The following is a 25,229-nucleotide window of genomic DNA, read 5'->3' on the forward strand; positions in this document are numbered from 1 at the left end:
ATATGAAGTCAATATTTACACTTAGAGAAGATATACATTATCTTAATCATGGTTCCTTTGGGGCAGTTCCAAAAGTTGTTTTTGAAACATATCAGAACTTTCAAAAAGAGCTGGCTGCAGAACCGCTTCAGTTCATGATAAAAAATGGGCCTGCTCATATGGAAGTTTCCAAAAAAGCATTGGCGGATTACATTAATTGTGACTATACTGATTTGGTTTATGTTACCAATCCAACAACGGCCATTAACATTGTTGCCCGAAGTTTAAAACTCAATGAAGGAGATGAAATATTGACTACTAACCATGAGTACGGCGCAATGGATCGTACCTGGAACTATTACTGCAGAAAAGTAGGAGCCAAATATGTTCAGCAAGAAATTCCTATCCCCATTCAATCAAAAGAAGACTTTCTTCAACATTTTTGGAAAGGCTTGACCACTAACACCAAGGTGATTTTCATCTCCCAAATTACAAGTGCAACAGCTTTGATATTTCCGGTAAAAGAGATTTGTGATAGGGCCAGAGAATTGGGAATATTAACTATAGTTGACGGCGCCCATGTACCAGCTCATATTCCTTTAGATATTAAAGAATTAAATGCGGACATCTATACCGGAGCTTGTCATAAATGGATGATGTCCCCTTTAGGCAGTTCATTTTTACATGTAAAAAAAGAACATCAAACATGGATAGATCCCCTAATAATTAGCTGGGGTTATGAAGCACAATTCCCTTCTGAATCGCAGTTTCAAGATTATCATCAAATGCAGGGGACAAGAGATTTTTCAGCTTTTTTAACTACACCAGCTTGTCTACAGTTTATTAAGGAAAATGACTGGGAAACCAAAACAGCTGAAGCTAAAAAGATATTGCATAACTATTATCCAATTGTGGCAAAAGAAATAGACAGTAAACCTATTGCACCATTAGAAAATGAGTTTCTGGGCCAAATTGTAAGTATTCCTATTCGTACACCAAATGCTCAAGAGCTAAAAGGAATATTATACAATCAATATAAAATTGAAATACCAGTTTTTGACAATATGGGACCTGGGAAGTTTTTGCGCATTTCATATCAACCATATAATACTGAAGATGATATGAATGCTCTTATTGATGCACTTAGAAAAATCAAAACTTCCACCTCTTTGATTCAATGAAATCTTTGAATGATAAAACCAGATTTATTGTTGGAATCATTTATGTTTTCTTCTTTATTTATCTTCTATTCTTTGCTCCATTTAGGCATAATACTTTAACAGAAGTTAATCTCATTCCGTTCAAAACAACGGCCGAACAATTAAGCCCATTCTTTAATTCTAATGACACAGTAAGTGTTGAATATTTCCTTTATATCTGCTTAATGATATTTGGAAACCTGTTATTTCTGTTGCCCATTCCCATTTTGTTTCAATTGGATTGGAAGGGAACAAAAAAATGGGCAGCTATAATTTTGCTACCCATTATTATAGAATTAATTCAATATTTCTTTCAGGTAGGCTCGGCCGATATTGATGACATTATTTTCAACTCAACTGGCTTTGCCTTAGGTTTTTGGCTGCGTAAAAAACGTTTTTAATTATGCTTTTTCTTCCCAAATTGCAATAAGGTGAGCCATTGTAGTTACGGCTTTCTGCATATCCTGAACACTAACATACTCGTGTTTTGAATGAATACCCATTTCACCTGTAAACAAGTTAGGGCAAGGTAAGCCCATAAAAGACAATCTTGAGCCATCAGTACCACCTCTAATTATTACCGGTTTTGGTTGTACCCCAGCTCTTTCCATTGCTGCAATCGCATTATCTGTAACAAAAGGCACCTCTTGGATAACTTCTTTCATATTACGATACTGCTCAGTTACTTTAAATTCTGCAGTAACTCCCTGGGTTTTATATTTCTCAACTACACTATTTAAAATGCCTTCCAATTTGTCTTCATACTCTTTCAGCTTTGCAGTAATATGATCTCTTATGATGAATTTTACTGTTGCCTTTTCCATTATTGCATTGAATGAAGTAGGATGAACAAAACCTTCTCTTTTTTCAGTAGTTTCAGGAGACCAGGCACTTTTTGGTAATGCATCAACAAACTCACTTGCCACCTTAATAGCATTCACCATTTTATTTTTTGCATAACCCGGATGCGCAGAAACACCATTAATTATTACCTCAACCGCATCTGCAGAAAAACTTTCATCTTCAATTGACCCTAAAACACCACCATCAAGTGTATAACCATAATCAGCATTTAATCTCCCCATGTCAACATGATCTACCCCTTTTCCTATTTCTTCATCAGGCGTAAATAAAATTCTAATTGTGCCATGCTCAAATCCAGGATCCTTCATCATAAATGCAGCAAAATCCATTATACAAGCGACACCAGCTTTATCATCCGCGCCCAATAAAGTTAAACCGCTTGCAGTAATAATATCATCACCAATTTTTTCCTTTAAATAAGGGTGCTTTTCTGTAGTAATCACTTGAGAATTATCATCAGGTAAAGTGATAGGAGCTCCGTCATAATTTTTATGCAAAATTGGTTTTACATCTTTACCTGAACAATCAGGAGCAGTATCCATATGCGCACAAAAGCAAATTGTAGGAACATTTTTAGAGGTATTCGCCGGAATTGTAGCATAAACATATCCCCATTCATCCATTTCAGCATCATTAATACCCAACTCTTTTAATTCCTCAACCAAAACTTTACCCAAATCTTTTTGCTTCATGCTTGAAGGAAAGGTTTCTGAATTAGGATCCGCTTCGGTATCAATCTTTGCGTATTTAATAAATCTATCTGCTACTGAAAAAGTGTATTTGTCAATGTTCATTTTTTGATGTTTTTCTTGATGGAGGGTAAAAATAGAAAAAGCAAATTAACTAGTATTCCATTTCTCCAAATGAGATTGTCAAAATGAAACAAAAAATCAAAACAGGATTACCAAACAAATGCATATAAACAAGGGGGAATTTTGGGTCCCTTAAAAAAAGAGACCCCATTCCTTCCCATAGTAAGTAGCGTTCAAGGCTTGAGCGCTGTGTATTTATTGTGTAGAGTTTTACAAAATGAAATGCTGATATCAGCACAATGAAGTCTAAAACTTGAATTAAAATATGGCATAGGTATTCTTGGTTGGCCCTTATAGAGACAACAAATCAATTGCCAATAAGGCAACAATTAGACTTCTAAGTCGAGTATGAACGGAGATAATTCCAGAAAAAACAGAAGAAACAAACTGATGCTCAGAACAAGCATCTGTACTTAAAGTAATATTTCTATCTAACATTCAACATACAATCGAATTAGGCCCTTCGAGGTTTCGATACAGGATTTTAAATACCTGTTCTCAAGGAGATCACGAAGAACTAGGGCTAAATTACTACATTTTAGTATTCGAAGCAACTAAAATTTCAATTAGCTGAATATTTAACAATTAATTAATCCTTTTAAGACTTAGTACATGCGGATTTTCTTGACTTCAGCTTCTGCAGGAACTACAGAAAAAGACAACTCTTGCATGTCGGCACTACCCTTTGCTTTTTTCTTTATATCCATTGGATCTAAAATAAACTGCACTCCAACTAAAGTTTCAGAATCCATGAAATACTGATCCCTTGTTTTATCGTACCATATTTTTGCATCAGCAAAAGCTTCCTTAAATTTTTCAACTGAGCTACCAACTTTGATACCTTCTTGGGTTTCATAATAATTTGAAATCACAAGAATTTCTTTAATTGTTTTATCAAAGTGATTTTCATCTGATCCTTGATTCATAATCAATTCAGCCACATCTTCAAGCTGATTAAATATCACATTATGAGTATGTTCTATGGTATTCCCTTCAACTGTCTCTTCTTCTATAAATTGCCTCATTTTCAATTCTTCAGGCAACTTAGTTGGCACAGGTTTGCCCATTTCAAAAATACCAACTACATTTTCTGATATAGTAATTGAATTAACAATCTCAACTTCTTCTACATTTTCAGTATTCTGAACAGTCGTGTCTTGCTCAGTTGTTGTGTTTTCTGTTTCAGACTCAGAACCACCACAAGAAATAAATGCAGGAATGATTAACAGGGAATAGACTAACTTTTTCATTAACAAGGGATTTAGCGATTAATCAAATGTATAAATTCGTGCATATTTTTCCAAAAAAGATTTCATTATCCGTGAATGGTTTCTTTTTTTCCATAATTCTGGATTAATTCACCCTCAAAATCTAACCACTCTTTCCATCTATTGTCAACATCAATTTTATCAGCATAGTTTTTCGCCAACTTAATAAAGGTTGTATAATGACCGGCTTCTGATTTCATCAATTCATAATAAAAACTAGCTAATTGCTTGTCCTCTACATTCTCAGAAAGCACCTTAAATCGCTCACAACTGCGAGCTTCTATCATGGCAGAAAATAAAAGCCTATCTATCAAGCTTTCTTCCGCAGAGCCTCCTTTTCGACAAAATTTGAACAACTGATTTACATAATCATCTTTTCTTTCTCGACCTAATTCAAGTCCTCTTGCTTGCATGAGATCTTTTACCATTTTGAAGTGTTCCAACTCCTCCATAGCAATTTCAGTAAGTTGATTTACCAAATCTATTTTATCAGGATTAAGTGTAATTAAAGAAATAGCATTGGATGCAGCTTTCTGCTCACACCATGCATGATCTGTCATAATTTCATGAATATTGCCTGAAGCAATGTTCGCCCATTTAGGGTCTGTTTTTAGTTTTAATCCTAACATAGTACAAATCTAATTTTTGTTAAAAAACGACCAGTTGTAAAATATTTTATAATGATATCCGATTACAACAGAAAAGAAAAAATGAACTTATATATTTTCAAAACCAATATTGCTAGTGAAAAAAAAGGTCAGCTATTCCTTAATTTACTGCCACACTATTTTAAAATCAATAAAATAAAATTTCACCTTGAAGGTGTAAATGGAATATTTTCAATAAAAGCTAATAGTCTTGCAACAGCCAAAGTCGAAAACACAATTAGCAATTTTGGATACAGTTGCACTCATCAGAAATAGTGTAGCTTGACCCATAAGAAAGCATTAATAGTAAAAACGGAAAATATATTTATATCCTCCTTTTCTATAACCCGCTTCCAATTCAGTATATCGAACAGAAGTAAGATTGATATTTAAAACTTCTTTTTCATCACCTTTCTTTTTTTCCAACTCAAAATATTGTGGAACACCATCCTTTTCAACTAAGGTTCCTTTGTCAAAATTCTTGGCGTAATAAGTATTACTTTGAGTAGATGACATAAAAATATAATAAACCACCTCTGCACCAGAACCTCCTTCTGCTCGTTCTACTGAATTTTTTAATTCTTCGTAAAAAGTTTGAGAGAAAGACAAAGTGGCAAACATGCAAGACAACAATACAATTAACTTCTTCATAATACTATAGATATAAAAAAACAAAGCCCAACGTCTGTTGGGCCTCGTACACTACTTACTTTGGAATTACATACTGCTTTCAAAAAACGTTTTTTTCTACTTACAGAAAACCATGAAAAAACTCTGATAACAAATATAGCATTCATTTTAATAACATTCGCATCAGATGTTATAAATTATTGGAAACTTATCAGCAAGGATTTTTTAATAAGTACAGGAACTTATTCAGCTATAAGAAATTAATAATCAATCTGAATTGAAATTTTAACTCCCTCTTTTATATCCTCATTGTTAAGACTTTCAAAATTCAATTTTCCATCTAATTGATCAGACAACATAATAATCAATTGCATTCCCAGAGAGTCAACTTTTTGAGGATCAATGTCTTTAGGAAAACCAATTCCATTATCTGCATATTCTATTTTTATGCTATCAGTTAAAGAAGTAACGTTTAACCAAATGTCACCCTGGGATTTTGGAAAAGCATGTTTAAGCGAATTCATAAAAAGCTCATTAATTATCATCCCCAATGGAATCATGTTATCGATATTAAAAACTATATCTTCCGGAATACTAATGTGAGCCGAAATCTGATGCTTGGGAGGAGCATAAGACATGAAAATACTTCTTTGCAAAAAATCAACATACTTAGCTAAGGAAGTGAATTCAAAACCCTCAGTACTATAAAGCATTTCATGAACCAATGCCATTGACTCAATTCGACTTTTACTATCTTGAACCAGACTTATAAATTTTGGATCATTCTCCTTAAAACTCTGTAATCTCAGCATTGAAACAATAATTTGCATATTGTTTTTTACTCGGTGATGAAGCTCCTTTAATAATTGTTCCTTCTCTTGAAGTGAAATGGTGTTTGCTTTTAGTTCTTCGCCTAACATTTTTAACCCAACAACTAAAGCCCCGAATTCGTCATCATCTTCAGGGACATCTAGTTCTCTATCAAAATCTAAATTTGAATAAGCAACTAATTGCTCCATTAGTTCAATCAATCTCGGATCTTTATCCTTCATGACGACCTGTTTTTAACCCATCACACCACATTTTAGCATCTTCTTCATTTCTGAATAACTTAACCGGCACTGTTGGTTTACTTAATCTGATATAGAAATTTGCCACCATATTACCAATAAGCGAATTTCTTATAATTGCCATACCATTTATAACAGTTTCCCTGTTCTTAATGGCTAAAAAATCCCTAGCATCTTTTGACATGCTCAAGACACTCGTAGTATCAATTATCAGTGGAAACGGGGCATGATCTTGATAGCTGTTTACTACTTCAGAATTAGCTTTGGCATCCTCAAGTTTAATCCTAGCACCAGATTTAACCTTTGTTCTCATAATTCCATCATCACCCATCCAGGTATAATAACAATTTAGATCATGGTATTCAAATTCAGGTAATTCCATCAAAATAAATTTATTGATTTTATCCAATTTGGTTATCTTGGTATTCAATTTTTTTGGAAGGAAAGGGGATGGTCAAAAAGTTTAACGATCTAAATATCAACATCAAATTGGCGCTGGCGTTCTTTGTAATCGCCTTTAGTTCAATTGTAATCATAGGTTTTTTGGCTTATTTCAAAGGTAAAAAATCTTTGGAAGAAGAATCATTTAATAGATTGACTGCTGTTAGAGAAATGAAGGCCAGTCAAATAGAAGACTATTTTAAGGATATTAGAAATCAAATCATTACATTCTCTGAAGACCACACTATTATTGAAGCAATGAAAGACTTCAGAAATGGATTTCACATTATCTATGAAGAAGTTGATTACAACGAGCATCAAAAAGGTGAATCTGAAAAAAGACTTGAAGACTACTATAACAATGAGTTTTTACCAAGACTTAATCAAAACGTTGAAATTTTAGGAGATATAGAACATCATTTTCCAACTCATCCTTCTTCAGTTTTATTACAAGATTTATACATAGCCAGCAACAAAAATAAAGTTGGAGAAAAGCATTTTCTTGAAGATGCAGGTGATGGTAGTTTATATAGCGAGACCCATAAAAAATATCACCCTTTAATTAGATCTTATTTAGAGAAATTTGAATTCTACGATATCTTTTTAGTAGACAATGAAAGTGGACATATCATCTATTCTGTTTATAAAGAAGTTGATTATGGAACTTCTTTAATTGACGGTCCTTATAGTAATTCTAATCTTGCTCGTGCCTATCAGGAAGCTAAAAAATCTAACAATAAAGACTTTGTTAGATTGGTTGATTTTGAAGCCTATCACCCTTCATATAATGCTCCCGCTTCATTTATTGCTTCACCAATTTATGAAGGAGATGAGCAATTAGGTGTTTTGATTTTTCAAATGCCAATAAAAAAGATTAACGACATTATGACCAATAGACATGAGTGGGCAAATGTTGGTTTAGGAGAAAGTGGAGAAACCTATCTGGTAGCTGAAGATTACACATTGCGTAACCAATCAAGATTCTTTATAGAAGACCGTGAAAATTATTTTAAAATGGTCACAGAAATTGGTACACCAGAATCAACCATAACGCAAATCAAAAACTTTGAAAGCACAGTTGGCCTGCAGACAGTTAAAACCAAGGGAACTATTTCAGCTTTAGAAGGAAAAACAGACACTGAAATATTTGATGACTATAGAGGTGTAGCCGTTTTATCTTCATATAAGCCACTTGAAATAGAAGATATGAATTGGGTCATTATGAGTGAAATAGATAAAGACGAAGCTTTTTCACATGTTTATGATCTGCGTAAAAACATCCTTGTGGTTTTTGTGGGATTGTTGCTCGCAATCATATTTGCTGCCTTTTTTGTATCAAATAAAATAACAAGGCCAATTAAAAGATTAACTGCCAAAGCCGAAGAAATTGCAGATGGAAATTTAGACATAGAAATACCTGTTGGCGCCGGAGATGAAATTGGAACACTTTCCAAATCATTCAGTCACATGCAACACAGTATTAAGGATCTTGTGCAGAACCTTGAAGAAAAAGTTGAAGAAAGAACAAAAGAACTCCAGAGCCAGAAAGAAATGGTTGAAGAAAAAAACAGAGAAATTGTTGACTCTATCAACTATGCTTTAAGACTTCAAAGAGCCATTATTCCGACAGCTGCAAAAGTTAAAACGGCCCTGCCAGAAAGCTTTGTTTACTTTAAACCCAAAGACATTGTATCCGGAGACTTTTATTGGATGAATGAAGTTGATGGTCAGGTGTTAATTGGAGCCATAGACTGCACTGGTCATGGTGTGCCAGGTGCAATGGTTAGTGTTGTTGGAGCCAATGGTTTAAACAGATGTGTAAAAGAATTTAACCTTCGACAACCAGCTGCTATTTTGGATAAGCTTACTGACCTGGTAAAAGAAACTTTTGAATCTGGAGAAGACAAAGTTAAAGACGGAATGGATGGTGCACTTTGTTCAATAGATCTTGAAAAAAACATTGTTCAGTACGCCGGAGCTCATAATCCATTATGGGTAATAAAAGCGGATGCAGAAGATGTTGAAGAAATCAAGGCTGACAAGCAGCCAATAGGTGATTTTGACTTTAGAAAACCTTTTACTAATCATACTTTACAGTTATCAAAAGGAGATCAAATATATTTCTTCTCAGATGGTTATGTTGATCAATTTGGAGGACCAAAAGGCAAAAAGTTCAAATACAAAACCCTCAAAAAGCTTCTCTTTGAAATTAGAGAAAAATCTATGGAAGAACAAATGCAAATTCTTGACAAAACCTTTAAAGAGTGGAAACGAGATTTAGAGCAACTAGATGATGTTTGCATCATTGGCGTAAAACTTTAATTTTTACAACTTAAATTGTTTTAGATATAGATTGTTCTATTAAGTTTAATTAGATTTATCCTACACAATAATCGGTTATTTTGTTACGTTGATCGGAGATACTTGTTTATCTATCAATCTGTTTGCTTGTTGGATCCCAAAATTCTTGGTTTTATATGGCCTAGCGATTATCTTTATGAATTAACTTTGTCGTCTAAACCTGAAACTGCGATATGCGACTAAAACTTTTAAGTATCACTATTTTAAGCTTTTTGGCAAATGTTGCCATGGCTCAGCCTGCCAATGACAGTTGTTCTGATGCAGAAAGGCTTTGTGGTGCACAAGTTTTAAGTGGTACAACTACCGCAGCTACTACTAACAGTACAGAAGACGATTTATACTGTTCCATTCCGTCCGCAACAGTTTGGTATAAATTTACCACAAATAGTAATGGTGGAAATGCCACTATTAGCTTCAGTAACTTGAATTTTAATGCAGATCCTACATACGGCCAAAGCATTGAAGCCATGATATATTCTACAACTACTCCTTGTGATCAAAACAATTATGTGCCCTATTCATTATGTACTACGGGATCAACAGATTTTACAATTGTTCCTGCAGCTGCACTTAATCCAAACTCCACCTATTATTTAATGGTGAACGGAGTTAATACCGGTGTGGGTGTAACGAATTCTGCTGAATGTGATTTTGATATTACCATTTCTGGGGAAGCAATGGATTCTTTGTATCCAACCGCGTCTATTTCTGCATTTGATACTATATTATGCCAGGGAGATGTAGTTGCAGTTGAAACGATTATAGCTAACTGTTCAGACACAGCTAGCTTTGATTGGTACTACAACAATTCCTTATTTGTGTCAAACAGCACAGGAGAATTCAATACAGCTGACCTTTCAGAATCTGGTTATTTAAAACTCATAATGAATTGTGGCAATCTTTGTGTGTACAGAGATACTACAGATAGTATTTATTTTGATGTAACTACAATATCAGCAGATGCAGGACCGGATAAGTTTATTGCTGAAGGTGATTTTGTAACTCTTGAAGGAAATGGTGATGGTGCACCAACCTGGACACCTGCAGGAACATTGACAGATGCATTTGTTTTTGAACCTTCAGCTTTTCCTGAAAACACCACAACCTACTTTTTAACTGTAACTAATGGTAGCTGTGAAGCAACAGATAGTGTGAATGTTTTTGTTGGTGAAGTAGTTTCAATTTTTAGCGCGTTTACACCTAATAATGATGATATTAATGATAAATGGGTCATAAAAAATAGTAGCGAATATCCTAACATGGAAGTTACCGTATATGACAGGTCAGGACAAAGAGTATTTAACACAACAGGATACAGTACTCCGGATAAATGGTGGGATGGCACTTACAAAGGAAAACCACTTCCGGTTTCAACTTATTTCTATGTTGTGGATTTAAAAATTGGTGATGACGGTATTTTCAAAGGCCAGGTAAACATCATCAGATAAAAATGAAAAAACTAGTAGTACTCATATCAATTCTGGCCTTCAGTAAAGGATTTGCTCAACAACTTGAGCATTACACACAATATCAGTTCAATCAATTTGCCTTTAATCCGGCAATTGCAGGAACAAAGAATTGTCTGGATATCAGAACGGGCTATAGATTTCAATGGGTTGGGATAGATGGTGCTCCGCAAACTGGCTTTATTAATGCTCATGCGCCCTTAAGATCATCCAAAAGAAAAAGAAATGCTTTTGGTCCTAAACACGGAATTGGCGGACAAATAAAAAGAGACGTATTTGGTCCTTTTTCAAACCTAAAGCTTCATGCAACATATGCCTTACACTTACCAATAACTCGAAATTGGAATTTAAGTTTTGGCGCATCAATTGGATTTATGCATTCAGCATACAAAATAAGTGATTTAACAACTGAAGTGGCAGACCCTTCAATTGGTGGAACCTCACAATCATTTATTGTTTTCCCGGATGCAATTGCAGGCATGTGGTTGAGTGACAAAAAAACTTATGTTGGTCTTTCAGTTCATAATCTAATTGGAAATAGATTAGATGAAATTGGACAGGAAGCCAAACTTCAAAGACACGTATATTTAACAGGAGGAAGAAAATTTGCCCTTGAAAAAAAATGGTCCATTATTCCTTCTTTTTTCCTAATGTGGACCAAAGCCTCACCAATAGATTTTCATTTGAGCGCCTTAGTTGACCTTGATAACAAACTAACTTTCGGAGTCGGATTAAGACGTACAGATGCTATAACTACCCAAATTAGGGTAAAATTGTTTAACTGGATATCAATTGGATACTCTTTTGATTTTGTGATATCTAAACTATCAGGAAACATGTGGTATACCCATGAAATTACTGGTGGTTTTAATTCATGTTCAAGTTATGGGAACAATAGTACAACTAGTTGCCCAAGCTTTGAATAGATACAACCTTTAGAGTAGAAAATTCGTATATCATAAACAGACGGTTGATAAGTTGTTAATAACAGCCTATTTGTCTGCGAGAACTATGATACTTTTATTGCTACAAACTATGAAAAATCTACATAACAGACTTTTAAAGCCAGTTGTAGTTCTTATTGCTTTCTTTTTTACGTCAAATACGTTTGCGAATAATTTCTATTGGATCAATGGATCCGGTAACTGGGATGACCCCTCTCATTGGTCTACTTCTTCTGGAGGTAACGCTGCAATGACAGTTCCAGGACCAAATGACAATGTAATTTTTGATGCTCAATCTTTTACACAGTCTTACACTCAGGTTAACCTAAGCAGTTCGGTAACTATCCACAATTTATCTATCAGTAGTCCTGAGTTATTCGGGATTTTAGGAATTGGATTCGACCTAAGAGTTGTGGGAGACATTGCTGTGTCTGAAAATTGTGTAATAGAAATTAATAAGCTTGTCCTGGATGGTGCAGGGAATCATTCTATTAATGCAGCCAATGCAGATATCATAGGTGATATTTCTTTCCAAAATGGAAACTGGAATATGCTTTCTAAATTAGAAGCTATTCGTCCTCACAACATGGAATTTGTGAGTGGAACCTTAAATTCTAATGGACACACTTTGGTGGCAGAACACATTTTTGCCAATACCAATCCGTACAATTTTAATCTTACAGGATCGACAGTTTTTGCTTATGGAACAATTGATTTCAGTCAATCAGTAAACACCGGTGGATCAGCTAGTTTTATAACAGTTGACAGTGATGTTGACAATGGTAAAAAAGGAGAGTTTTCTTCATCCAATTTTGATAGAGATCAAACATTTGACTGTGGTAGTGGTGGAATGATGGTAGATGTGGTTTCATTAGATTACAATGGTGGCGTAAATGTTACTTGTGATGGGGTTTGTGATGGTGAAATAACATTGAGTGCTTTTGGTACTCCGGGAGGATTCTCGTACAGCGTTGACGGTAGCCCATTTACTGCTCAAACAGTTTACCCTAATTTGTGTCAGGGAACAAGACTTATCAGGGTAAGAGATACATCTCAAATTATCGGACCAGGACCAAGTTACTTCACATGTATTTTCAATGAAATTCTTAATAATCCACCTACGCTAACAGCTGATTTAGAACTTGCAGCACCAGTAGACGTTTCATGTTTTGGTGTTTGTGACGGTCAAGGTTTTGTAAGTGGTATTGGTGGAACCAACCCATATACTTACACTTGGTCTACTACAGCAGAAAACACAGGTTTTCCTCAATTTCTATGTGCAGGAGACAATGATCTACATATAGAAGATGACAACGGATGTACATTTGACACCACCTTGGTAATTGGTGGACCTCCGTTGATTGATGTAACTTTAAACATTACTGAGCCTATCTGTAATGGTGATAATAATGGTGAAGTAGATGTCACTCCTTCTGGTGGAAATGGACCGGGTTATACATTTGTTTGGAACCCTGTACCTACATCAGGACAAGGTTCAAATCCGGGAATAGGATTTGCTGCCGGTTCAATAACATTATCTGTTTTTGATGTTGATGGCTGTCAATTTGATACCACATTTACAATGACAGAACCACCTATACTATCAATATCAGCACTCAACGTAGCCAATGCAAGTTGTTTTAGTGTTTGTGATGGTCAGGCCAGTTCAACTCCTGTAGGCGGAGCAGGCAATAACACCTTTGAATGGTTTACCTGTCCTAAACCGGGAACCACAACTGGAATAACAGATCAAAACCCCAATACTTTATGCGCCGGTGATTACTATGTTATAGTAACAGATAATGGAGGTGCGGGTTGTTCAGCAGAAAGTGCCTGTATAACGATAACTGAACCTACAGAAATTGATGCACAAGCACAAGCTTATGACATTTCATGTTTCGGTTTATGTGATGGTGCAGTTGATGTAGACGCAACAGGTGGTGCCGGAGGATATACTTTCCAATGGTCAGCTGTACCAGGAGGTTCTATTGGTATAACCGATAGTATTTCAAATTTATGTGCTGGATTTTATGAGGCAGTAGTTACTGACATTAATGGCTGTAACTCTACACCAGATACAGTAGAAGTAGTTGAGCCACCAGAAATCACAGTAAACTTAGCCACTACACATCCTACTTGTTTTAATGTATGTGACGGATCAGTAATTGCTACGCCTTCAGGAGGTGTGGGAGGATATACTTACAATTGGTCACCAGCACCTGGAGCTGGTCAAGGAACAGCCACACCATCTGCCATGTGTGATGGAATTTATACCGTAACTATTACAGACGGAAATGGATGTGTATTGAATGAAGACGATACTTTGATCGAGCCAACAATGATTACAGCAACTTTAAACATCACTCAACCTACTTGTAATGGAGGCTGTGATGGAGAGGTTGACGTAACACCTGCCGGTGGAAACGGACCAGGGTACACTTTTAGCTGGAACCCTGTTCCGGGAAGTGGAATTGGATCAAACCCAGGAATTGGATTTTGTGCAGGTTCTGTAACACTTTCAATCTTTGATGTTGTTGGTTGTCAACAGGACACCACTTTTACCATATCAGAACCACCTGCTCTTACTGTTTCAGCAGCACAAGTTGCAGATGCTACCTGCTTTGGTTTATGTAATGGACAGGCTTCTGCCACTCCTGCAGGAGGAACAGGCCCTTATACTTATGAGTGGTTTTCATGTCCAAAACCAGGTGCTACAACAGGTATTACCAGTCAAAACCCTAACAACCTTTGTGCTGGAGACTACTATGTAATAGTAACAGATGCTAGCGGTTGTACTGCTGAAAGTGGTTGTATTACTATAAACGAGCCTACAGAAGTTTTAGTTAATTCACAATCATATGATGTTTCTTGTTTTGGTGTTTGTGATGGTGCAACAGATTCAGACCCTACCGGTGGAACAGCTCCTTATACTTTTTCTTGGGTAACAGTTCCTGGAGGTTTAGGAGTTGGTGCATCAGATAGCTTATCTGGATTATGCCCTGGTTTTTATGAAATTATAGTAACAGATGATAACGGTTGTGTATCCACTCCGGATACAGTAGAAGTTGTTGAACCACCTGTTTTAGATGCTACAATGACTATTACTGACCCAAGCTGTTATGATTTATGTGACGGAGATGCCACCATCAATGTTACCGGTGGAACAGGCCCTTTTACATATAACTGGACACCAGCTCCTGGAATTGGTCAAGGAACTCCAAACGGAACTTCAATGTGTGCAGGTATTTATATCGTTGATATTACTGATGGCAATGGTTGTACTTTTCAATTAGAAGATACTTTAGTTGCACCTCCTCAATATGATGTAACTGTGGCTCAAACTAATTTACAATGTTTTGGGGATGCCAACGGAACCATTGACCTAACTATTAATGGTGGGGGATCTGGAGCTGGTTATACATTTATTTGGTCACCAGCACCTCCAATTGGTCAAGGAACTACTAGCGTTTCAGGGCTTACAGCCGGAAGCTGGTGCGTAACTATTTCTGATAACCAAGCCTGTGACACTATCATTTGTATCACCATAACCGAACCAACGCAATTAGATGTAACCGCAAGTGTTATTTCACCAATAAGTTGTTTTGGTAGTTGCGACGGTTCTGCCCAAGCAGTAATTACCGGAGGAACTTCTCCATATAATACTTCTTGGACTCCATCAGGATTAACCACCCTTGTCGCTAGTTCACTTTGCGTAGGAGCACACACTGTAACTGTAACAGATGATAATGGCTGTGTTGCCAATGATATAATCAATTTAACTCAACCGGCCCAATATGATATTGATACTTCACATACAGATATTTCTTGTTTTGGAGATTGTATAGCTACTGCAACCGCAATTGTTAACTCAGGTGGAACAGGCCCTTATACATGGTCATGGGATGATGCGCCAGTTTTCCAATCAACTCCAACTGCGATTAATTTGTGTGCAGGAGCTTACACAGTTACTGTCTCAGATCAAAATTTGTGTGACACCACATTCACATTCAATATTATTGAGCCGCCAGTAATGGTTATTGACACTAACGTGATCAATTCAACTTGTTTTGGAACATGTACTGGTGAAGCCAATGTCAACGTAACAGGCGGAACGGGTCCTTACACTTTTGAATGGTTTGATGCCGGAACCGGAACAACAATCGGAGTGACAACTTCATCAGCTACAAACCTTTGTCCAGGTGATTACTACGTTGAAGTTACAGATGCAAATCTATGCGTGATGTTGTCTGATACCATGACGATTTCAGAATTACCTCAAATTAACGCATCTGTTGTTAGTATTACTGATGCTTCCTGCAATGTATGTGATGGTAGTGCTGAGGTTTTAGCAACAGGTGGAGATGGTTCATTTACTTATACATGGACTCCAGCTCCTGGAACAGGTCAGGGAACTACAATTGCAACTGGTTTATGTGATGCCGTTTACAGTGTTGTTGCGCAAGACGGCGCAGGATGTACAGCCAATATCCCTGTAAATGTTAACAGTGTAGCAATTGAAACTACTTCAATGGATTCAACTGATGCTAGTTGTTTCGGTGTTTGTGATGGAACTGCAACAATCTCGTATAATCTTTTAGACCCTCCTTACACTGTTGATTGGTATGACAATCTAACTGGATTACCTATTGGGATTACAGATGGTCCTCCTGCATCTCAACCTAGTACAGCAACCGGATTATGTGCTGGTGAGTATTTAGCAGTGCTAACCAATGGTTCGGGTTGTGTAACATCAGACACAATCATTGTTAATGAACCACCTGAAATTATAGGTTCTATAATAAGTACTAATGTTACATGTAATGGTGCTTGTGATGGAACAGCTATGATTACTGCTTCAGGAGGAGTTGGAACATTAACTTATACATGGAATCCTATTCCAGGAGGTGGACAAGGAACTCCTACCGCGGTAGGACTTTGCACCGGTGTTTATGATGTTACAGTAACAGATCAAACTGGATGTTCAGAAAACTTTAGTGCCAATATCTCTGAACCAACTTTATTATCAATAGACGCTTTAAACTCAAACGATATTAGTTGTTTCGGAGCTAATGATGGCACCGCCTCTGTAATTCATTCAGGAGGTCAAGCACCAATTACATATGAATGGTTTGATTGTTCTAGCGGACTTACCATTGGACAAACCACGCAAATAGCAAACAATTTAGGACCTGGAACATATCAAGTTGTTTTAACAGATGCCAATGGTTGTACACAAACTAGCTCATGTGTTATTATTAATGAACCTGCTTCAATTACAGCAACAGTGAATGTTAGTCCGGTTAATTGTTATGCTAATTGTGACGGAGTTCTTGATGTAGTGCCAGGTGGAGGTACAGCTCCCTATTTTTACCAATGGCAAGATGAATTTTTAACAGATATTCCAGGACAAACAAATGATACTATGAACAATGTTTGCCAAGGAATTTACAATGTACAAATAACAGATTTTAATGGTTGTACACAGTCATTTGGACCATTTGATATGACTTCACCAACTAACCCTTGGAATGTTACTACTTCACAAACTGACATTAGTTGTAATGGTAGCTGTGATGGTACAGCAACTGCCACTGTATTAGCGGGGAACACCCCTCCTTATACCTTCTTATGGGATGACCCACTTGTACAAACTACTGCAACTGCAACTAACTTATGTGCGGGTACATATAATTTAACAATTTCAGATGCCGGTACTTGTGATACAACTGTAACAGTCACTATCATTGATGCAACACCAATTGTGGCTAATGCTACAATTAATAATGTTCTTTGTTTTGGAGATTGTACGGGTCAAATTTCACTTGCTCCATCTGGTGGTACTGCTCCATATACAGTTAACTGGTCAGATTTACAAACAGGAACGACTGCAACAGGGTTATGTGCGGGATCAATTACAGCAACAATTACAGACGCTTCAGGATGTACCTACGATACCATTGTAAACATCACTGAACCTACAGAATTAATAGTTTCCACATCATTCGCAAACAATTCGGCTTGTGGATTATGTAATGGATCTGCAACTGTAAACCCTTCTGGTGGTGTTGGACCTTATACATTCTTATGGTCGCCGGTACCTGGTGCAGGACAAGGAACTAACAATGCTACTTCATTATGCCCTGGGGTTTATTCATGCACAGTTACAGACGCTAATGGATGTTCAGAAGTTGAAGTGTTCGCAATTTCAGATATTTCTGCTGAAACTTTGACCATGGATTCTACAGACGTTAGTTGTTTTGGATCATGTGACGGTGGCGTTGAAGTGATATATATCTGTAGTGATCCTCCTTGTACTAATCAATGGTATGATGGTACTAGTGGACTTCCATTAACGGGTGAAACAGGAACTACAGTATCCAATCTTTGCGCAGGAGATTATTATGTAGAAGTAACTAATGGATCTTTATGTGTTTCAATAGGTGTAACAACTGTGACCGGACCAACTCAAATATTGGCGAATGAAACCGTAAATCAAATTAGCTGTAATGGCGCTAATAATGGAAGTATTATTCTTGCTCCTTCTGGTGGATCAGGAGGTGGATTTACGTATACGTGGTCCCCAGTACCGGGTAATGGACAAGGCAATTCTTCTGCCACAGGATTATCTCCTGGAACATGGTGTGTAGACATTATTGACAGTGATGGATGTATTCAAAATTATTGTTGGGATATTAATCAACCAACTGCTACTGTAATTAATCCATCAGTTACTGACCCATCTTGTAATGGAAGCTGTAATGGTATCATTTCAGTTGCCGTATCAGGAGGTTGGGGAAGTTATACTTACCAGTGGTATGATGGTGGAGGAAATCCAATTCCTGGTGAAACCAATTCTTTAATTAGTGGGTTGTGTGCTGGAAACTATACTATAGAAATTACAGATGCAGGTGGATGTATTTCAACAATGTTGATCACATTAACTGAGCCTTCTGGAGTTACCTCTCCAATAACTGGCACAGATGTCTTGTGTTTTGGAGATTGCACAGGGACTGCAACTGTAAATCCATCTGGAGGTTTTGCTCCATATATTGTTAACTGGTACAACTCTGGAACAGGATTATTAATTGGACAATCAGGCAATACAGCATCAAGTTTATGCCCTAATGATTATCATGCAGTTATTACGGACAACAACGGTTGTAATTTCACAACTCCAGTAGTTTCTGTTGGAGAGCCACCAGAATTGACCTGGACAATTAACTCAAATGACGCAAGCTGTTTTGGAGTTTGTGACGGTGATGCCCAAGTAATACCTGCAGGGGGATTCCCAGGATATTTCTTTGAATGGTTAGACATAGGCGGAAACCCTATTGTAGGCGGAACAACATCTTCAGTTTCTAACTTATGTGCCGGAAACTATACAATTGAAGTTATAGACGTTAATGGATGTACTTCAGGTCAACAAACCGTTGTAATTGATGAAAACCCTGAAATTACTGGAAACATTTTCACAAACAACTCAACTTGTGGAGGCGCTACCGGATCTGCAACTGTATTTGCTACAGGTGGAACCGGACCATATACTTATCAATGGTTTGATAACTTAATGGTTTTACTTCCTGGAGAAACTGCAAACACTATTCTAAATATAGCTGCTGGGGCGTACTTTGTTGAAGTTACTGATGCAGCTGGATGTACTGAATTATTCCTTGCAAATGTTAGTGACAGCCCTGTAACTACTATTACCTGGGATGCAGTAAATGATCCTACTTGTTTTGGTGGAAGTGATGGAAACATTTCAATCACAGTTAGTGGACCAAATGCACCATTTATCTACACCTGGAACCCTGGTGGTTTAATAGATGAAGATCCAACCGGATTATATGCAGGAAATTGGACTGTTCAAATTACGGATGCTTTAGGTTGTATCAATTATTATGACACAACATTATTTGATCCTGCAGAAATTCTTGTTACTTCAAATGTTACTGCATCTGACTGTGATCTTTGTAATGGTGCAATTGATATAACCGTAACAGGAGGAACAGGAGCAGCTACAGTTATTTGGAACAACTCAATGACCGGAACATCAATCAATGGTTTATGCTCTAGTATGTATGAAGCCCAAATCACAGATGCAAATGGATGTCAAGTATTGGAACAAGTTGATGTACCTAACAATGGTGGATTAACGGGAGACCAAACCGTTACAGCAATTAGTTGTGGAGGTGTGTGTGATGGAGAAATTACGGTTAGTGGTATTGGTGGTAATCCTCCTTATTCATATTATTGGTTACATGATGGATCAACATCCAGTACACAGTCTAACCTATGCGCAGGTTCATACTTTGTAACAATTACAGATTTTGTTGGATGTACTTATTCAATGGAAATTGAAATGAACGAACCAAATGCAATTGACATTGAAACTACCATCACAAATCCTTCATGTGGAAATGCCGACGGTTCAATTACAGTTACAAGTTCGGGAGGAATTTTACCTCACACCTATTTATGGAACACTTTGGCCGTAACCCCTTCAGTATCTAACTTAAGTGCAGGAGTGTATATTGTAACAGTTACAGACGCTTCTGGATGTGCTCAAGATTTTGAAATTGGATTAAGCAACTCAGATGCACCAATTGCTACTGTAACTAGCAACAATATTTCATGCGCTTCACTTTGTGATGGACAAGCGGATACTACTAGTGTAGTTGGAGGAACACCTCCTTATTCGTTCCAATGGTTAGATTTCCAAGGATTCCCAATTTTTGGAGAAACTAATCCTGCCATCATAGCCTTGTGTGAAGGAGATTATACACTTCAAACAACAGATAATTTAGGGTGTGTATCATTCCAATCAATTACAGTTACTGAACCGGATACAATCTTATTAAACCCACTTTTTACAGCTGATCCAAGTTGTAATGGTGATTGTGATGGTCAGTTAGTTGCGAATCCTATTGGAGGAACTTTACCATTTACTTTCTTATGGGACAATACACCGGCATCTACAACTGTAAATGCAGACAGCTTGTGTGATGGTACTTATAATCTTACTATTACGGATGCAAACGGATGTTCAATTATTCAAACTGGAATTGTTTCAGAACCTACACCGATTACTATTGTTCAAGACAGCATTATTGACGCTACTTGCTATAATTCAACTGATGGTGAAGTTTATATTACAATTTCAGGAGGAACGCCTGGTTACACATCACAATGGATCTCACAAACAATGGCAGATACTTTAAATACAGAAGACATTACTACTTTAATGCCTTTGGGTTATTATTTAACAGTTACTGATGCCAATGGTTGTATTGCCATGGATACGGCAGTTGTCGATACAGTTATCAATGTGCTGGCTTTTGTGGGAATGGATACTTTAATCTGCTATGGTGATTCTATTCCGTTGTATGGTTACTCAAACGTAGATCCTTTAGCATCTTTAACATGGTACGACACTACTTTTGCAAACGTATACAGTGTTACTAATGAAATGGTACCACCAACAGATTCAGCTGGTACGTTTACTTACATTTTCACTGCTAATTATTTGACATGTACTCATGCAGATACAATAGTAGTAACTGTCTTACCTTCTTATACAGTTGATGCCGGACCAGATGTAGAAATGTACTCACAACAAGAACACATCATTGGAGGAAATCCTACTTCTAGTGATCCAAACTTGACATATACCTGGAGTCCTCCATACTTCTTAGATGACACTACGGCAGCTAATCCTTATGTGATAGAACCAACCTCATCTAACTGGTATTTTGTAACCGCTACAGATGCAAACGGCTGTAATGCAACAGATTCTATGTACGTATTGTTGCTACCAGATCTAGTAATTCCTGATGGAATTTCACCAGATGGAGACGGTAAAAATGATACCTGGATCTTAGACTTTATTGAAATGTATCCTGGCGTTGACATAGAAATAAATGTTTACAATAGATGGGGTGAAATACTATTCACTGCAGATGAAACATATGCAGATGATTGGGGGGGAACTACAAGAAAAGGAAAACGACTTCCTGCGGGAACATACTATTACACTATAGTAATAGATCATGAGGATTTCCCTGATCCGTTTACAGGTCCAATAACAATAATGTGGTAAAACGTAGAGAGATGAAGAAATTAATTATCATACCGATCATTTTGTTTGCGTGCGCAGTTTACGGACAGCAATTACCGCAATTCACTCAATATATGTTCAACAATTATGCTTTTAATCCGGCGTATGCAGCTGTTAACAAATATTGGGAAGGAACCTCTATGAACAGATACCAATGGATAGGAATTACAGATGCGCCTAGAACGTTTACCTTATCTGCACACGGCCCTTTAAAAGATGAAAAAATAGGTTTAGGTGGATATGTATACACTGACATAGTTGGACCAACTCGTAGAATTGGTTTTCAAACCTCTTTTACTTATCACGTTCAATTTTCAGAAACTATTTTTATGTCCTTCGGATTATCCGCAGGATTCAATCAATGGATACTAGATGCGGATAAAGTAACTACCTATCATCCGAATGATTTTTACTTTTCAAATGGATTGCTAAAGTCTTTTGATCCGGATGCTAAGTTTGGATTTTGGTTATATCATGAAGACTGGTATTTCGGAGCTTCATTAGGACAAATGTTCCATAATAAACTATCTTTCTTAGAGACTCAAACAAACTCTGAAAGCTATATGGAAGATCATTTTTACTTCACTGGTGGCTACAAATTCAGAATAGGGGAAGATTGGGCTATTGAACCAACTATGTTATTTAAATTGGGATTACCTGCACCGGTTAAATTTGATCTTAACATAAGAGGAATTTGGAAAGATATGCTTTGGTTAGGAGTTGGAATGAGAACACAAGATGCCATGACAACAATGCTTGGTTATAAGTACAAAGATATGCTTACAATTGGTTATGCATATGACATTACGCTTACCAAACTTAAGAATTTTAGTACCGGCACCCATGAGATTATGTTAGGTGTTAAATTCGGTAAATCAAATTCTAAAATGGAAACCGATCCATCATTAGAATAAATTTTTTCATAAATTCAACCAATTTTAAAACCCGCTAAAGCATGAAAAAACTTTCTGCTTTTATACTCCTTTTTATATCTGCACAATTAATGTGGGGTCAAGACCTGACTCAAAACATAAGAGGAACCGTTGTTGACAGCGAATCAAAATTTCCCTTGGTAGGCACCAAAGTAAAGGTCACAGATGTAGAACCTGTCTTAGGTGGAATTTGTGATGAAAATGGAAATTTTGCTATTACTAATGTACCCATAGGTAAGCATACACTTGAGATTTCTTCTATCGGATATATGACTAAATCTATCACTGTAATAGTTAATTCAGGTAAAGAAAGTATCGTCAATATCTTATTGGAAGAGTCTTCTATTGTTGGTGAAGAAGTGGTTGTAGAAGGTAGAAAAAAAGGAGAGGTAATAAATGAAATGGCCACTGTTAGTGCTACGAGTTTTTCTGTAGAAGAAACTAATAGATATGCAGGAAGTAGAGGTGATCCGGCTAGAATGATGTCCAATTATGCGGGCGCTCAAGGAACAGATGACTCCCGTAATGACCTGGTTATTAGAGGAAATTCTCCTTTAGGGATTATTTATAGAATTGAAGGAGTAAGTATTCCAAATCCCAATCACTTTGCCATTGCTGGATCTACAGGAGGTCCCGTTTCAATATTAAACAATAAATTTTTGGATAATTCTGATTTCTTTATGAGTGCTTTTCCTGCAGAATACGGTAATAGTACTGCGGGTATTTTTGATTTACGATTAAGAAACGGTAACAACAAACTTCATGAGTTTTCTGGTCAATTTGGTTTTCTTGGAACGGAAGCTTTATTTGAAGGACCTTTTTCTAAAAAATCTAACGCAAGTTATCTCGTAATGGGAAGATATTCTACTTTAGGATTATTTGATAAAATTGGTCTTAAGTATGGTACAGATGCCGTTCCACTATATGGAGACGGGGCATTTAAGCTTAATTTCCCTCTCAAAAAAGGCAGTAATTTATCTGTTTGGGGAGTTGGTGGAACTAGTAATATTTCAATTTTAATTTCTGATCAAACAGAACCGGCTCAAGATGCTTTTGGTGAACAAGACAGGGATCAGTTATTTGGAACAGCCATGGCAATAGGCGGAGTAACTTATAAAAACCCAATTAACAAGAACACCTTTTTAAAGACTACTATTTCTTATTCGTGGCAACAACAAACCACAAGACATCTATATATTTTAAGAACACTTGACTCTGCTACCAACCAGTGGAATTATTTAGCCGATCCATTTGACATGATGGGCTACAAATATGTTACCAACACAGGATCTGCTTACTTAAGCATGAACCATAAATTAGGCAAAAAACATGTGCTTAAATACGGTTTTAATTTGGACATGTATCTGGTAAACAATGTAGACTCTATTAGATACGATATCTCGGACTCAACTTCAAACTTTTATTACCGTTGGGATTACCAATCTCCTAATCCAGACTTTTTAGGTCAACTTTTTGTTATGTGGAAATATAAGATCAATAATAGATTGACTTTGAACACTGGATTACACAGCCAATATTTTACAATGAGCAATTCTATATCTCCTATAGAGCCTAGATTAGGTTTGAAAATTGCTGTAAATGAAAACAACACAATTGCATTAGGTGCAGGAATGCATTCACAACATCAACCATTATACATTTATTCTTTTCATAAAAACATAGGAGGCAATAAGGTATATCACAATATGGACCTCGGTTTTACACGAAGTATTCATACGGTAATTAGTTATTCAACACGTATAAAAAAATCAATGTCGTTTAAAACTGAAGCTTATTATCAATATTTATACGACGTGCCTGTTACAGTTGCACCATCATCATTTTCTATCCTCAATCAAGGGAGTGGTTTTGCAAGATTCTTTCCTGACAGTTTGGCGAATACAGGAACTGGATATAACTATGGAATTGAGTTTACATTGCAAAAGTTTTTTGACAACGATTTCTTCTTCATGACCACATTGTCACTTTATGACTCTAAATATGTTGGATCAGACGGCATAACAAGAAATACGGATTTTAATGGTAACTATATTGCAAATGGATTGATGGGAAAAGAGTTTAAGTTTGGTGAAAACGACAAACACTTAATCGCATTAGGAATGAAAGTCACTTATGCCGGAGGAAAAAGGTATGGATATGTTAATCAGGTGATGACAGATTCATTAAAAGAAATCGTCTGGTTAGATTCTGCTTATAATGAAAGAAGATTTGATCCTTACTTTAGACTTGATTTAAAGGTGAACTATACATTGAACACTAAGAAGGTTACACATGAATTTGGGCTTGATTTGGTAAATGTTACTTTTCACAAAAACATTCTTGGATTAACTTATACACCTAATGATGATCCTGCTCAACCTCCTTATACTGAGCGCTACCAACTTGGATTTTTACCAATCTTTTACTACAAAATAGATTTCAAGGTGGCGGGGAAACCCAAATCTTTGAATGATTAGCGAAACCTATTCGTTTTTTATACGT

15 protein-coding genes are annotated in these 25,229 nt (G+C 36.5%); 8 read left to right on the forward strand and 7 right to left on the reverse strand.

Features of this window, described 5'->3' with window-relative positions; genetic code table 11:
* Positions 1-2: 2 nt before the first annotated feature.
* Both K6119_RS12295 and K6119_RS12300 read left to right on the forward strand, forming a co-directional pair.
* Entirely contained in the window at positions 3-1,160 is a 1,158-nt protein-coding gene (locus K6119_RS12295; protein WP_221832108.1) for an aminotransferase class V-fold PLP-dependent enzyme, read from the forward strand.
* Positions 1,157-1,579 carry a VanZ family protein gene (locus K6119_RS12300; RefSeq protein WP_221832110.1) on the forward strand — a complete coding sequence of 141 codons (423 nt, stop codon included), beginning with the start codon at positions 1,157-1,159 and terminating at the stop codon, positions 1,577-1,579. The genes K6119_RS12295 and K6119_RS12300 overlap by 4 nt, the downstream gene beginning before the upstream one ends.
* On the opposite strand, the gene pepT is transcribed toward K6119_RS12300, so the two are convergent.
* The 7 genes from pepT to K6119_RS12335 all read right to left on the reverse strand — a co-directional run bounded on the left by pepT (position 1,580) and on the right by K6119_RS12335 (position 6,899).
* The gene (pepT, locus tag K6119_RS12305) at positions 1,580-2,836 is read right to left on the reverse strand and encodes a peptidase T (RefSeq protein ID WP_221832112.1); all 1,257 of its coding nucleotides are present in this window, start codon (positions 2,834-2,836) and stop codon (positions 1,580-1,582) included.
* 309 nt (positions 2,837-3,145) lie between these two features.
* Positions 3,146-3,292, reverse strand: a complete 147-nt coding sequence (locus K6119_RS12310; protein WP_221832114.1) for a hypothetical protein — start codon at positions 3,290-3,292, stop codon at positions 3,146-3,148.
* A gap of 167 nt (positions 3,293-3,459) precedes the next feature.
* Positions 3,460-4,104, reverse strand: coding sequence for a hypothetical protein (locus K6119_RS12315; RefSeq protein WP_221832116.1), 645 nt, complete (start codon positions 4,102-4,104; stop codon positions 3,460-3,462).
* Between the two features lie 65 nt (positions 4,105-4,169).
* On the reverse strand, positions 4,170-4,751 hold the full coding sequence (locus K6119_RS12320; RefSeq protein WP_221832117.1) for a MiaE family protein: 582 nt from the start codon (positions 4,749-4,751) through the stop codon (positions 4,170-4,172).
* A 318-nt stretch (positions 4,752-5,069) separates the two neighbouring features.
* Positions 5,070-5,420, reverse strand: a complete 351-nt coding sequence (locus tag K6119_RS12325; protein WP_221832119.1) for a hypothetical protein — start codon at positions 5,418-5,420, stop codon at positions 5,070-5,072.
* A 239-nt stretch (positions 5,421-5,659) separates the two neighbouring features.
* On the reverse strand, positions 5,660-6,451 hold the full coding sequence (locus tag K6119_RS12330; RefSeq protein ID WP_221832121.1) for a sensor histidine kinase: 792 nt from the start codon (positions 6,449-6,451) through the stop codon (positions 5,660-5,662).
* Entirely contained in the window at positions 6,441-6,899 is a 459-nt protein-coding gene (locus tag K6119_RS12335) for a DUF7793 family protein (RefSeq protein ID WP_237828013.1), read from the reverse strand. The genes K6119_RS12330 and K6119_RS12335 overlap by 11 nt, the downstream gene beginning before the upstream one ends.
* A 20-nt stretch (positions 6,900-6,919) precedes the next feature.
* Here K6119_RS12335 and K6119_RS12340 point away from each other — a divergent pair, with 20 nt between their 5' ends.
* The 6 genes from K6119_RS12340 (at position 6,920) to K6119_RS12365 (ending at position 25,204) form a co-directional block, all read left to right on the forward strand.
* On the forward strand, positions 6,920-9,232 hold the full coding sequence (locus K6119_RS12340) for a SpoIIE family protein phosphatase (RefSeq protein WP_221832124.1): 2,313 nt from the start codon (positions 6,920-6,922) through the stop codon (positions 9,230-9,232).
* Between the two features lie 212 nt (positions 9,233-9,444).
* A complete protein-coding gene (locus tag K6119_RS12345; RefSeq protein ID WP_221832126.1) occupies positions 9,445-10,719 on the forward strand; it encodes a gliding motility-associated C-terminal domain-containing protein in 1,275 nt (424 codons plus the stop codon).
* 2 nt (positions 10,720-10,721) lie between these two features.
* Positions 10,722-11,663, forward strand: a complete 942-nt coding sequence (locus K6119_RS12350) for a PorP/SprF family type IX secretion system membrane protein (protein WP_221832128.1) — start codon at positions 10,722-10,724, stop codon at positions 11,661-11,663.
* 109 nt (positions 11,664-11,772) lie between these two features.
* On the forward strand, positions 11,773-21,777 hold the full coding sequence (locus K6119_RS12355) for a T9SS type B sorting domain-containing protein (protein ID WP_221832130.1): 10,005 nt from the start codon (positions 11,773-11,775) through the stop codon (positions 21,775-21,777).
* Between the two features lie 11 nt (positions 21,778-21,788).
* A complete protein-coding gene (locus K6119_RS12360) occupies positions 21,789-22,709 on the forward strand; it encodes a PorP/SprF family type IX secretion system membrane protein (RefSeq protein WP_221832132.1) in 921 nt (306 codons plus the stop codon).
* Between the two features lie 41 nt (positions 22,710-22,750).
* Positions 22,751-25,204 carry a carboxypeptidase-like regulatory domain-containing protein gene (locus K6119_RS12365; RefSeq protein WP_221832135.1) on the forward strand — a complete coding sequence of 818 codons (2,454 nt, stop codon included), beginning with the start codon at positions 22,751-22,753 and terminating at the stop codon, positions 25,202-25,204.
* Positions 25,205-25,229: the final 25 nt, after the last annotated feature.

Source organism: Paracrocinitomix mangrovi, assembly GCF_019740355.2.
Taxonomy (GTDB): domain Bacteria; phylum Bacteroidota; class Bacteroidia; order Flavobacteriales_D; family Crocinitomicaceae; genus Paracrocinitomix; species Paracrocinitomix mangrovi.

Bases quoted from the DNA above. Each gene is read 5' to 3' on its own strand.
- K6119_RS12295 (WP_221832108.1), top strand. From the start codon at position 3: ATGAAGTCAATATTTACACTTAGAGAAGATATACATTATCTTAATCAT.
- K6119_RS12320 (WP_221832117.1), bottom strand. From the start codon at position 4,751: ATGTTAGGATTAAAACTAAAAACAGACCCTAAATGGGCGAACATTGCT.
- K6119_RS12330 (WP_221832121.1), bottom strand. From the start codon at position 6,451: ATGAAGGATAAAGATCCGAGATTGATTGAACTAATGGAGCAATTAGTT.
- K6119_RS12300 (WP_221832110.1), top strand. From the start codon at position 1,157: ATGAAATCTTTGAATGATAAAACCAGATTTATTGTTGGAATCATTTAT.
- K6119_RS12315 (WP_221832116.1), bottom strand. From the start codon at position 4,104: ATGAAAAAGTTAGTCTATTCCCTGTTAATCATTCCTGCATTTATTTCT.
- K6119_RS12365 (WP_221832135.1), top strand. From the start codon at position 22,751: ATGAAAAAACTTTCTGCTTTTATACTCCTTTTTATATCTGCACAATTA.
- K6119_RS12345 (WP_221832126.1), top strand. From the start codon at position 9,445: ATGCGACTAAAACTTTTAAGTATCACTATTTTAAGCTTTTTGGCAAAT.
- K6119_RS12360 (WP_221832132.1), top strand. From the start codon at position 21,789: ATGAAGAAATTAATTATCATACCGATCATTTTGTTTGCGTGCGCAGTT.
- pepT (WP_221832112.1), bottom strand. From the start codon at position 2,836: ATGAACATTGACAAATACACTTTTTCAGTAGCAGATAGATTTATTAAA.
- K6119_RS12325 (WP_221832119.1), bottom strand. From the start codon at position 5,420: ATGAAGAAGTTAATTGTATTGTTGTCTTGCATGTTTGCCACTTTGTCT.
- K6119_RS12350 (WP_221832128.1), top strand. From the start codon at position 10,722: ATGAAAAAACTAGTAGTACTCATATCAATTCTGGCCTTCAGTAAAGGA.
- K6119_RS12310 (WP_221832114.1), bottom strand. From the start codon at position 3,292: ATGTTAGATAGAAATATTACTTTAAGTACAGATGCTTGTTCTGAGCAT.
- K6119_RS12355 (WP_221832130.1), top strand. From the start codon at position 11,773: ATGAAAAATCTACATAACAGACTTTTAAAGCCAGTTGTAGTTCTTATT.
- K6119_RS12340 (WP_221832124.1), top strand. From the start codon at position 6,920: ATGGTCAAAAAGTTTAACGATCTAAATATCAACATCAAATTGGCGCTG.